Raw genomic sequence first — 11051 nt, forward strand, 5'->3', positions numbered from 1 at the left:
ACTCCCGCTCCACCCAGCCGGCCCGGGTGGGCACGGCCTACCTGGTGGCCGGGGTGGTCATCCTGGCCGCCCTGGCGCTCTCCGTCGTGGCCGGGATCCGGGACCGCTGCCAGTGGGCGAAGTCCGCGTACTGGATCCGCGAGGGCGGCAGCCCGTGCTCGCGGCCTTCCAGCCGGCTCCGGTACATCGCCGACAGGTCGTCCCACAGCAGCGGCATCGACCAGCCGTCGACGGCGATGTGGTGGACGACCACCACCAGGACGTGCTCGTCCTCGTCGACCCGCAGCAGTGAGGCGCGCAGCAGCGGGGCGGCGGCCAGGTCGAACGGGCGCAGGATCTCGGAGTGGACGAGGTCGAGGGCCAGCCGCGTCCGGCGTTCCGCGGGCTCGGTCCGGAGGTCCGTGACGGGCAGGTCGACCGGCCGGGCCGGCTCGACCGAGGGAACGGGGCGCCCGTCCTTCTCGGGGAAGGCGGTCCGCAGCACTTCGTGGCGCCGCACCAGCTCGGTGAGGCTGTGCCCGAGGGCGGCCACGTCCAGCGGGCCGCGCAGCCGGAAGACCTCGTGGACGTTGTACAGCGCCGGGCCGTCGGACAGCCGCTCGACCAGCCACATGCGTTCCTGGGTGAACGAGGGCACCCGCTCACCCTCCGGGCGGGGCGGGATCGCGGCCTCCGGCTCGCCCTCGGCGGCCCTGGCGCGGGCGGCGCGGACGCGTCGATCGAGCAGGGCCCGCGTACCGGCCGGCGTGGAACCGGCCGGTGGGCCGGGCTCGGGGTGACTGGGCTCGGGGCGACTGGGCTGTTCCTTCACGGGTGACGGGCCTTTCCGGCGGGGAGCGGGTCCGCCTCGGCGGCGCCGAGGTCGGCCAGCAGCGCCGCGTCGATGCCGTCGGCGAGTTCGGCGACGGTCGGGTGGTAGAAGAGCAGGACGACCGGCAGTTCGAGGTCGAGTGCCCGGCCGAGCCGGGACATGACCTTCGAGGCGAGGAGCGAGTGGCCGCCCAGCTCGAAGAAGTCGCTGTGCACACCGTCCGGGGTGACTCCGAGCACCTCGGCCCAGGTCTCCAGCACGAGGAGTTCGGTCTCGGTCCCGGTTCCGGCGGCGGGAGCGCCGGCCCGGTCGGCGCCGGGCCGCGGACCGGCGGGGCGCGGAGTGGGAGCGCCGGGAACGGCGGGGCTCACCCGGAGGCCGGGCGGGGTCCCCCAGGCCGAGATCGGCCGGTCGGGAGCGCCGACGAGATGGTCGAGCAGCGCCGTGAAGCCCTCGGCGAGCTGCCGCACCGTGTCACGCTCGAAGAGGTCGGCGGCGTAGCGGATCACACCGGAGAGGCGATCGCCGAGGTCCGTCAGGGAGACCTCAATGTCGAACTTCGCCACCTCGTTCGGGATCTGATGGGCACTCACCTCAAGGCCCGGCAGGCCGGACGGGATCGAGGGCGGATCCTCCAGCTGGAACATGACGGTGAACAGGGGGTGTTGGCCGAGATCGCGTTCGGGCCGCAGCTCCTGCACCAGCCGCTCGAAGGGGACGTCCTGGTGCGCGTAGGCGTCCACCGCGCACCGCCGCACCCGGTCGAGCACCTCGGTGAAGCCGGGGTCGCCCGACAGGTCGGTGCGCAGGACGAGCGTGTTGACGAAGAAGCCGACCAGTGGCTCCACCTCGATCCGGGTCCGCCCGGAGATCGGGGTGCCCACCGTCACGTCGGCCTGCCCCGTGCAGCGCGCGAGCAGGACCTGGAAGGCGGCCAGCAGCGTCATGAACGGCGTCACCTCGTGGGTGCGCCCCAGTACGCGGATCCGGTCGGCGAGTTCCGCGGGGATCTCGATGCCGACCTGCTCGCCCCGACCCGACCACACCGCGGGGCGTGGCCGGTCCGTCGGGAGGGCCGACGGGGTCAGGTCGGACAAGTGCTCCCGCCAGTAGGCGAGTTGGCCTTGCAGTGCCGCTCCGGCGAGGTGGCTTCGCTGCCAGTCCGCGAAGTCGGCGTACTGGACGGGCAGGTCCGGCAGGGCGATCGGCCGACCGCCGACGGCGGCGCCGTACGCGGCGGAGAACTCCTGCCACAGCACCGGCAGCGACCAGCCGTCACAGGCGATGTGGTGGATCACCAGGACCAGCAGGTGGTCGTCGGCCGCGACGCGGACCAGTCGGGCCCGCAGCATCGGGGCGGTCCCGAGGTCGAAGGGGGTCGCCAGGTCGGCTGCCACCAGCTCCCGGGCCCGCTGCCAGGCCCGCTCCGCCGGGGTGTCGGTCAGATCGGTGACCGTCGGCACGAAGGTCCCGACCGGCTCCGTGACGTGGCACGGGCCGTCCTCCGAGTCGACGATCCTGCCGCGCAACACCTCGTGGCGCCGCACGACTTCGGTCAGCGCCCGGACGAGCGCCTCCTGGTCCAGCCGGCCACGCAGCCGGACCGCGGTCGGGACGTTGTGGTCGGGCCGGCCCGGCCGCAGCCGGTCGAGGAACCACAGCCGTTGCTGGGCGAAGGACAACGGGGTCGGAGCGTACGCGCTCCGATCGGAGCCAGGCATGACGGATCCACCTTTCACGGCGATCGGGACCGCATAAGCGTCCCGGAAATCCCCTCGCCGATTCGCTGGTTCGCGAACAGTACGGCGGATAGTAGGCAGCTCCCGTCTCACTCCGCAAGACGCGGAAGGGGGTCGGAGGCATCAGGACAATCTTTACGCCAGACCCCGGTAATCCTTATGCGGATTGAACGCACTCGACGGCTAACATCCGCGCATCCGGCCGCGAGACCCATCCTGACGTGCAGTCATGGTGCCGATCGGGCACACCACTTCCGTGGACGTGAACCACGTGATAATTCTTCTTTCGCCGGGAAGGCGGCCGGATGGGCCCCTTTCGTGTCGGCCCTTCATTGTTCCGAAAAAGATCGGTGAACCCATTGCATGAACTCATCCGTTGTCCATGGATCCCACCCTGTCGCATGAACTCGGAGAAGTCATGACGCAGCAGCAGAGCCTGGTAGGTTCATTCGTCTCGCACGCCGCCGACCACCCCGGCGATCCGGCCCTGGTGTGGCACGGGGAGGAGACGACCTACCGCGAACTCCACCGGCTGGCCGAGCGGGAGCGCCCGCGGATCGCCCGGCTCGTCCCGGACGAGGACGAGCCGATCGGCATCCCGGCCGCCAAGTCGCCCCCGACGATCGCCCTCGTGCTCGCCTGCCTGCTGGAAGGGCGGCGCTTCCTGCTGCTGCCGGCGCCCACGGCGGAGGGGACCGCCTCCCTCGCGTCGGCCGAGCGGGCCGGAATCCGGCACGTCCTGTCGCCGGAAGGCCCCCCGGCCCCCGGGCCGGAGGCCCCCGACCGGCGGGCGGAGCCGAGGGCGCCGCGCGCCACCGGAGCCGCCGACACATCCTTCATGTTCACCACCTCCGGTTCCACCGGGCGGCCGAAGATCGTGCCGCTGAGCACGGGGGCGGTGGACCGCTTCACCACCTGGGCCGGCGAGCGGTTCGGCATCCGCCGGGGGACGACGGTCCTCAACTACGCCCCGCTCACCTTCGACCTGTGCCTGCTGGACGTCTGGACCACGCTCAAGTACGGCGGCCGCGTCGTCCTGGTCGATCCGGCCCGGGCCACCCAACCGGGCCACCTGCTGGACCTGCTGTCCCGCCACGAGGTCCGACTCGTCCAGGCGGTCCCGATGTTCTACCAACTGCTGGTCGACGGGACCGCGCGCAGCGGCCGGCGGTTCGACACCGTCGAGCACGTCGTCTTCACCGGCGACAGCCTGCCCGCCCGCTGCCTGGCCGAGCTTCCGCGCCTGTTCCCCGGCGCGCGGCTGCACAACCTCTACGGCTGCACCGAGACCAACGACAGCTTCCTGCACGAGGTCGACGGCACCGAGCCGGCGGACGGTCCGGTGCCGATCGGGCGTCCGCTGCCCGGAGTCCACGCGCTGATCGTCGGCGCCGACGGCGGGATCGTGACCGGGCCGGGCACCGGCGAACTCCACGTCGCGACGCCCTTCCAGACCGACGGCTACCTGGACCGGGCCCAGGACGCGGACAGGTTCGCGACCCACCACCACGACGGGGAGACCCGGCGCTACTTCCGCAGCGGCGACCTCGTCCGGCGGGACGAGGACGGCCGCATCACCCTGGAAGGCCGGAACGACCACCAGGTCAAGGTCCGCGGCACCCGGGTCAACACCCACGAGGTCGAACAGGTGCTGCTCGACCACCCCGAGGTCGTCGAGGCCGCCGTGGTGGCCGTACCCGACCCGGTGGCCGGCCGCCTGCTGCGGAGCGTGGTCCGCCGCGCCCCGGGCAGCCGGCTGAACTCCCTGGCGCTGCGCCGGCACTGCGCACAGCGCCTCCCGCTCACCGCCGTCCCCTCGACCCTGCGGATCGTGGACGACCCGCTGCCCAGGACGTCCACCGGAAAGATCGACCGCAGGCCCGTCGAGCGCGACTGCTCCCCCTCCCAGCCCACCGAAGGAACGGCCACGTGAACCACGCCGCGGTAGTCACCCAGTTCATCATCGAGGAGTTCCTGCCCGACGTCGGCGCGGACGAGCTGGACTCCGACTACGACCTCGTGGACGGCGGGGTCATCGACAGCCTCGGTCTGCTCAAGACGATCGCTTGGCTGGAGGACCGCTTCGACGTGCGCGTCGAGGAGTTCGACCTCGACCCGGACAGCTTCCGCTCCGTCGGCTCGATCAGCAGGTTCATCGAGCAGGCCCAGCCGCAGCGGACGGACGCCCGCTAGTCATGCACGAGGTGCTGCGAGCGCTGATCCGCCGGGACCGCGCCGTCGACCAGGAACTGTGGGGGTCCTTCTGGGACCAGCTGCGGGACGGCGCCCTCCGGCCGGGCGAGTCGGTGGCGCTGCTGTCCTCGCTGTCCACCCGGATGCCCGACCGGGACACGCTGGTCGCGATGCTCCGCTCGCTGGACGAGCGGCGGCCGGCCGTCACCGCGCGGCTGGACGGCACGGCCAACATCGTCGGCACCGGGGGCGGGCCGGCCACCTTCAACATCTCCACGGCGGCGGCCTTCCTCGCCGCGGCCCTGGGCGTCCGCGTCGTCAAGACGGGATCCCGCGCCTACACGAGCACGTGCGGCTCCCACGACCTGCTCGACCGTCTCGGCATCGGAAGGACCGCCTCGTACGAGCGGACCGAGGCCCAGCTGGAACGCTTCGGCATCGCCTTCCCGGGGAACTTCGTCTACCCGCGGGAGGTGGCGCTGCTGGCCCGGAGCATCGTGCCGATGGACCTGCGGACGATCGGCGGGTTCGTCAACTCCGTCGGCCCCTTCCTGGCCGCGGTGCCGGTCTCCGCCCAGCTCGTCGGCGTCTCGGACCGTTCGCTGCTGCCGGCGCTGGGCGAGGTCGCCGCGACCGTCGCCGACCGGAGGATCTGGCTGTGCTCCAACGGGCTGGGGATCGACGAGCTCGTCGACTCCGTCGACAACCTGGTCCTCAGCAACGACGGCACCGGCCCGATCCGGCTGCCGCCCGAGGCCACCGGCCCCGGGGCCGCGACCTCGACCTCGACCTCGACCTCGACCTCGACCTCGACCTCGACCTCGACCTCGACCGGCACGATCGCCGGACTGCGGCCGGCCGGGGAGGGGGAGGACGTGGTCGACCACTTCCTCGGCGTGCTCTCCGGAGCGGGCACGGCGCCCGCCACCCGCACCGTCTGCCTGAACGCCGCCGCACTGGCCGTCGCGAGCGGGCTGATCGACGGGTGGCCGGAGGCGATCCGGGCGGCCGACGAGGCCCTGCGCGGCGGTGCCGCCCGCGACCTCGTCGACCGCCTGCGCGCCCGGCCGGAGCGTGCCCGATGAGCGGGTTCTTCGCCCGCCGGCCGCCGGACCGGCCCGGCCTGGCGGTGTTCCTCAACGCCGGGGACCCCCCGCTGCCCGTCCTGGCCGACGTCCTGCGGATGCTCGACGACTGCCGGGTGGACTGCCTGGAGCTGGCGGTGCCCTTCCCGGACTCGGCCACCGACGGGCCCGTCATCCGCCGCTCGGCCCAGCGGGCCCTGGCCGACGGCGTCGGACTCGACGAGGTGCTCGACCTCCTCGGCGGGGTCCTGCCCCGGCTGCGCCACCTGCGGGTGGCACTGCTGGCCGACTGGAGCCACACCGTCAGGGAGCTGACCGTGCCGGGCTTCGTCCGGCGGGTCGCCGACGCCGGCGTCCACGGGCTGCTGGTCCACGGACTGCCGCCGCGCCTGCGGGCCGGCTGCCTCGACGCGGTGCGGGAGGCGGGGCTGCCCCTGGTCGCCACCTGCTACGCCGCGTCGGCGCCCGAGGTGAAGGCCGCCGCCGCCGAGTGCGCCACCGCGTACCTGTACCTGGTGGCCCACTACGGCCGCAGCGGCGGCGGGCTCACGGCCGACCACCGGGAGCTGGCCGCCGCGCTGACCGCGCTGCGGCCGCGGACCGCCGTACCGATCGCCGTCGGGTTCGGCGTCCGCTCCCGGGCGGACGTCGACCTGCTGCACGGCCTCGGCGCCGACGCCGTCGTCGTGGGCAGCGCCGGGGTCGCCCGGATCGAGCACGCCCTCGCCCGAGGGGCCGACATGGTCGAGGAGTTCCACACCTTCGTTCAGACCGTTTCACCGCATTCGACAAGCCGCTAGGAGACACACCCGATGATCGTTCGACACCTTGCCGACGTGAAGACCGTGGACTGGGGCAACGGGCTCAGCCGCAGGTTCCTGCTCGAGTCCGACGGCCTGGGCTACACGATGACGGACACCACCGTCCGCGCCGGCACCAAGTCCCGGCTGGAGTACCGCCGCCACCTGGAGGCGTGCTACTGCATCGAGGGGAAGGGCGAGGTCGTGGACACCGACGGCACCTCCCACCCGCTCGAACCGGGCACCCTGTACGCGCTCGACCGGAACGACGCCCACTTCCTGATCGCGAGCCCGGACGAGGACCTCCGGCTGGTGTGCGTGTTCTCGCCCGCGCTGCGCGGCGACGAACGCCACGACCTCGACTCCGCCGAGTTCTCCGAGTACTGACGGGACCGACAGATGATCAGGTGGAACGACGACCAGATCGCCCTGGGCGAGGGGATCGCCCAGTGGTGCGAGGAGCTCAGCTCCGGCCACCTCGAAGGGGACGCCGAAGGAGCCTTCCCGTGGGACAAGTGGAAGCTGATCCAGAGGTCCGGAATCCTCGGCCTGCCCTTCGACGAGCAGTGGGGCGGGCTGGGCCAGGACCTGCTCACCACCATGCACGTGCTCGAACGACTCGGCACCGGATGCCGTGACGGCGGACTGAACTTCTCGGTCGCCACCCACCTGGTCGGCGTCGGGGTCCCGCTGCAGCGGTTCGGCTCGCCGGAGCTCAAGGCGCGCCACCTGCCGGGGATCTGCTCGGGCGAGACGATCGGGGCGCACGCGATCAGCGAGACCGAGAGCGGCTCCGACGCGCTGGCGATGAGGACCACGGCCACCCGCGAGGGCGACGCCTTCGTCCTGCGGGGCGGCAAGGCGTTCATCACCAACGGCCCGGTGGCCGACGTGTTCGTGGTGTACGCGCGCACCCACCCGAGCAGCGGCCCGCTCAGCGTCACCGCCTTCGTCGTGGAGCGGGACACCCCGGGCCTCGTCATCGGGCCGCCCGTCGCCACCATGGGCCTGCGGACCGCGCCGCTGAGCGAACTGCACTTCGACGACTGCAGGATCCCCGCGTCCGCCGTGATCGGCCGGGTCGGGTCCGGGTTCCTGGTCCTGGACCACGTGATGAAGTGGGAGATCCTCTGCTCCTTCGTCATCAGCACCGGACAGATGCGGTACCGGCTCGACCGCTGCGTCGAGTACGCCAAGGAACGCGTCCAGTTCGGGAGTCCGATCGGCTCGTACCAGTCGGTCTCCCACAAGCTTGTGGAGATGAGCATCGGCCTGGACACCGCGCGCAAGTGGCTCTACGACACGGCGGTCCGGCTGACGGCGGGCGAGAACGTCACGCGGGACATCGCCGTCAGCAAACTCCTCGCCAGCGAGAGCAACCTCTCCTCCGCGCTGGCCGCCGTGCAGATCTTCGGCGGCAGCGGCTACCTGGCCGAGTACGGGCTGGAGAAGGACCTGCGCGACGCGGTCGCCGGCCCGATCTACTCGGGCACCTCGGAGATCCAACGCAACCGTGTCGCCGCCATGTTGGGACTGTGACGCCCGATGCTGCTCAAGATCTGCGGAGCCGCCTCGGCCGAGGACGTGGCATCGCTCGACCGGGCCGGAGCCGACCTCGTCGGCCTGTGGCACGGCGTTCCGGGCGGCCGCGCCGAACTGACGCTCCGTCAACTCACTCTGGTAGCACACGCCGCACACCGAACGGCGCGGCTGCGTCCGGTCCTCGTGACCTTCCTCGACGACGCCGGGGCGATTCGCACCGCGACGGGCGCCGGGCGGGTGCCGTGGGTCCAACTGCACGGCTACCAGCCGCCGGGACTGGTCCGCGCCCTGAAGAGCACCACGGACCTCACCGTGGTCAAGGTGCTGCACCTGGGTGCGGACACCCGCGCGGAGCGGTCGCTGATCCCGGCCTACGAGCGGGCGGGAACGGACCTCTTCCTGCTGGACGCGGTGGCCGGCGACGGCCGGATCGGCAGTACCGGGCGACCGGCCGACCGCGAGGCCGTCCTCGGGATCGCCGACCGCCTCTCCCGCCCCTTCCTGCTGGCCGGCGGCATCTCGGCCGACAACCGGGAGGACTACCGGGCGGTCGTGGACCACCCCCTGTACCTGGGCGTCGACGTGGACACCGCGGCCAGGGACCCGGACGGACAGCTGAGCACCGACCGGATCACGGCCGTGCGGCGCGGCTGGCGGGTGCCGGACGGCGCCGGGGCTGCCGGAGGATCCGGATGACGGCCGCCTTCATCGAGGCGCTGCTGGACGCCCGCCGACCGGTGATCATGGAGCTCAAGCGCCAGGACGCCGCCGGGCACGACCTGTTCGGCGGCAGGTCCGCCGCCCGGATGGTCGCCGACTACCGGGACGCCGGCGCACCCTGCCTGTCGGTGGTGACCGGGCGGTGGTTCGGCGGCACCCCGGAGCTGCTGCGCGAGGTCGTGGAGGCGACGGACCTGCCCGTCCTGCAGAAGGACTTCATCACCCGCCGCGGCCAACTGCGCGAGGCCCGCGAGAACGGCGCGTCCGCCGTCCTGCTGACCGCCGCGCTGCTGCCGCGCGCCACCCTGGGCCACCTGGTCGAGCACGGCCTGCGCCTGGGCCTGACCCCGTTCGTCGAGGTCACCACCGAGGAGGAGATCAGCCGCGTACCGCGCGCCGAGGAGTGCGTGGTCGCGGTGAACAACAAGGACATCACCGACCGCGAGCGCGGCGCGGGCGACCTCGGGCGGAGCTCGTCGCTCCTGCCCGCGGTGCTGCGCGGCGGCACCCGGTGCCCGGTCAGCGCCGGGGCCGTCCGCTCCCCCGACGACGCCGCCCGCCTCCTCGACGAGGGCTTCGCCGGCGTGCTCATCGGTACGGGCCTGCTGCGCGCCCCCAGCCTGCCGGCCTGGCTGGACGGCCTCGACGCCCGCCTCGCCACCCACCTCGCCGCCCGTCGCGGCACCCGCCCCGACGCCGGCCACGAACCGGCTCCACCCCTCCGCCGCCCGGCGGACCCCTCGAGCACCGACAACCGGAGGTAACGGCATGACCAGCACGACACCCGAGCAGTGGAAGGTCGTCGTCAACGACGAGGAGCAGTACTCGATCTGGTCCGCCGACCGCGAGACGCCGGCGGGCTGGCACGAGGCCGGCGTCCGGGGCGCCAAGGACGACTGCCTCGCGCACATCGAACGCGTGTGGACCGACATGCGCCCCCGCAGCCTGCGCCTGCGGTCCGTCCCGGAGGAGGGTGCGCGGTGAGCCCCGCGCTCGCGCCGCACGGCGCGCGCCCGGCTCCCGCGCCCGTGCTCTCCACCACCCTGAACCTCCCGGAGTGCCGGGCCCGCGGCTGGGTCGTCGTCGACTCCATGGTCGACGGCCTGGCCATGGGCGGCACCAGGATGACCCCGACGGTGACCGAGCAGGAGCTGGCCGGGCTCGCCAGGGCGATGACCCACAAGCTGGCGCTGGTCGGCCTGCCCATCGGCGGCGCCAAGGCCGGCATCGCCCCCGATCCGGACGCCGCCGTCGAACGGCAGGAGGTGATGCGGGGGTTCGGCCGCGCCGCGGCCCCCCTGCTGCACGGCGGGGTGTACCTGGGCTGCGACCAGGGCACCACCTACGCCGACCGGCGGCTGGCCTTCGAGGCCGCCGGGTACGACGTCACCCGCCGCCCCGGCACCACCCGCCTCACCGTCGGCTGGGCCGAACTGTGGGACCACATGGCCGACATCACCGGCTACGGCGTGGCCGTCGCGGTGCTCGGCGCCCTGCGGGCCTCCGGTGCGCGGACCCCGCAGCGCGTCGCGATCCAGGGCTTCGGCACCGTCGGGCGCGCGGTCGCCGCCCACCTCGCCGCCCACGGCCACCTGGTGGTGGCGGTGGCCGACGTCCGGGGCACCGTCGAGGACCAGCAAGGACTGCCCGTCGCCGAACTCACCGCGCTCACCAGCAGCGACGGCACCATCGACCGCAGCCGGCTGCCCGCCCGGGTCACGGCCCACGGGCCCGGGCGGGCGTGGCTGCACGTCGACGCCGACGTGCTGGTGCTGGCCGCGTCCGCCTCCGCGGTCGACGAGGAGGCGGTCCCGGAGGTCCGGGCCCGCCTGGTGGTCGAGGGCGGGAACCTGAGCTGCACCGCACCGGCCCGCCGGCTGCTGCGCGAGGCCGGCCACACCGTCCTGCCGGACGTGGTCGTCAACGTCGGCGGGGCGGCGGCGACCGGGTGCGTGCTCACCGGCCTGGCCCCGTCCGACCTGCCGCTCCCGCGGCTGTCCGCGTGGCTGCGCGACTGGGTCTCCGGCAGGGTCGCCCGGAACTGCGAGCTGGTGCAGGAGCTGAGACCCTAGGATCTCTACTGAACGGTAGTTAACCGCGGATTCGACTCGCACCCGGGCGTCGATCGGACCTCGCCCGGGCGTCGGTCACTGAACGACGA

12 protein-coding genes are annotated in these 11051 nt (G+C 73.1%); 10 read left to right on the forward strand and 2 right to left on the reverse strand.

Going from position 1 to position 11051, the window contains the following annotated elements; all coding sequences use genetic code 11:
* Positions 1–37: 37 nt before the first annotated feature.
* Both AB0E96_RS31580 and AB0E96_RS31585 read right to left on the reverse strand, forming a co-directional pair.
* Positions 38–811 (reverse strand): condensation domain-containing protein, encoded by a 774-nt coding sequence (locus AB0E96_RS31580; protein ID WP_359829204.1) that lies wholly within the window; start codon positions 809–811, stop codon positions 38–40.
* Positions 808–2532: a condensation domain-containing protein gene (locus AB0E96_RS31585; protein ID WP_359829205.1), complete on the reverse strand. Its 1725-nt coding sequence runs from the start codon at positions 2530–2532 to the stop codon at positions 808–810. The genes AB0E96_RS31580 and AB0E96_RS31585 overlap by 4 nt, the downstream gene beginning before the upstream one ends.
* A gap of 436 nt (positions 2533–2968) precedes the next feature.
* Between AB0E96_RS31585 and AB0E96_RS31590 the strand changes: the two genes are divergently transcribed.
* From AB0E96_RS31590 to AB0E96_RS31635, 10 genes are read left to right on the forward strand one after another with little or no spacing between them, the layout of a single operon-like run.
* Positions 2969–4483 carry an AMP-binding protein gene (locus tag AB0E96_RS31590; RefSeq protein WP_359829206.1) on the forward strand — a complete coding sequence of 505 codons (1515 nt, stop codon included), beginning with the start codon at positions 2969–2971 and terminating at the stop codon, positions 4481–4483.
* Complete coding sequence (locus AB0E96_RS31595) at positions 4480–4743, forward strand: phosphopantetheine-binding protein (RefSeq protein WP_359829207.1); 264 nt, start codon at positions 4480–4482, stop codon at positions 4741–4743. The genes AB0E96_RS31590 and AB0E96_RS31595 overlap by 4 nt, the downstream gene beginning before the upstream one ends.
* Positions 4744–4745: 2 nt before the next feature.
* Positions 4746–5828, forward strand: coding sequence for an anthranilate phosphoribosyltransferase (locus AB0E96_RS31600; RefSeq protein ID WP_359829208.1), 1083 nt, complete (start codon positions 4746–4748; stop codon positions 5826–5828).
* Positions 5825–6628: a tryptophan synthase subunit alpha gene (trpA, locus tag AB0E96_RS31605; protein ID WP_359829209.1), complete on the forward strand. Its 804-nt coding sequence runs from the start codon at positions 5825–5827 to the stop codon at positions 6626–6628. The genes AB0E96_RS31600 and trpA overlap by 4 nt, the downstream gene beginning before the upstream one ends.
* Positions 6629–6640: 12 nt before the next feature.
* Positions 6641–7015 carry an ectoine synthase gene (locus AB0E96_RS31610; RefSeq protein ID WP_359829210.1) on the forward strand — a complete coding sequence of 125 codons (375 nt, stop codon included), beginning with the start codon at positions 6641–6643 and terminating at the stop codon, positions 7013–7015.
* Positions 7016–7027: 12 nt separating this feature from the next.
* Positions 7028–8167 carry an acyl-CoA dehydrogenase family protein gene (locus AB0E96_RS31615; protein ID WP_359829211.1) on the forward strand — a complete coding sequence of 380 codons (1140 nt, stop codon included), beginning with the start codon at positions 7028–7030 and terminating at the stop codon, positions 8165–8167.
* A 6-nt stretch (positions 8168–8173) separates the two neighbouring features.
* Positions 8174–8866 carry an N-(5'-phosphoribosyl)anthranilate isomerase gene (locus AB0E96_RS31620; protein WP_359829212.1) on the forward strand — a complete coding sequence of 231 codons (693 nt, stop codon included), beginning with the start codon at positions 8174–8176 and terminating at the stop codon, positions 8864–8866.
* Positions 8863–9654, forward strand: a complete 792-nt coding sequence (locus AB0E96_RS31625) for an indole-3-glycerol-phosphate synthase (RefSeq protein ID WP_359829213.1) — start codon at positions 8863–8865, stop codon at positions 9652–9654. The genes AB0E96_RS31620 and AB0E96_RS31625 overlap by 4 nt, the downstream gene beginning before the upstream one ends.
* 4 nt (positions 9655–9658) lie before the next feature.
* The gene (locus AB0E96_RS31630; protein WP_359829214.1) at positions 9659–9874 is read left to right on the forward strand and encodes an MbtH family NRPS accessory protein; all 216 of its coding nucleotides are present in this window, start codon (positions 9659–9661) and stop codon (positions 9872–9874) included.
* Positions 9871–10962, forward strand: a complete 1092-nt coding sequence (locus AB0E96_RS31635) for a Glu/Leu/Phe/Val dehydrogenase dimerization domain-containing protein (RefSeq protein ID WP_359829215.1) — start codon at positions 9871–9873, stop codon at positions 10960–10962. Before AB0E96_RS31630 ends, AB0E96_RS31635 begins: the two co-directional genes overlap by 4 nt.
* The last annotated feature ends 89 nt before the right edge of the window (positions 10963–11051 follow it).

Origin of the sequence: Kitasatospora sp. NPDC036755 (assembly GCF_040636595.1) — a bacterium.
Taxonomy (GTDB): Bacteria; Actinomycetota; Actinomycetes; order Streptomycetales; family Streptomycetaceae; genus Kitasatospora.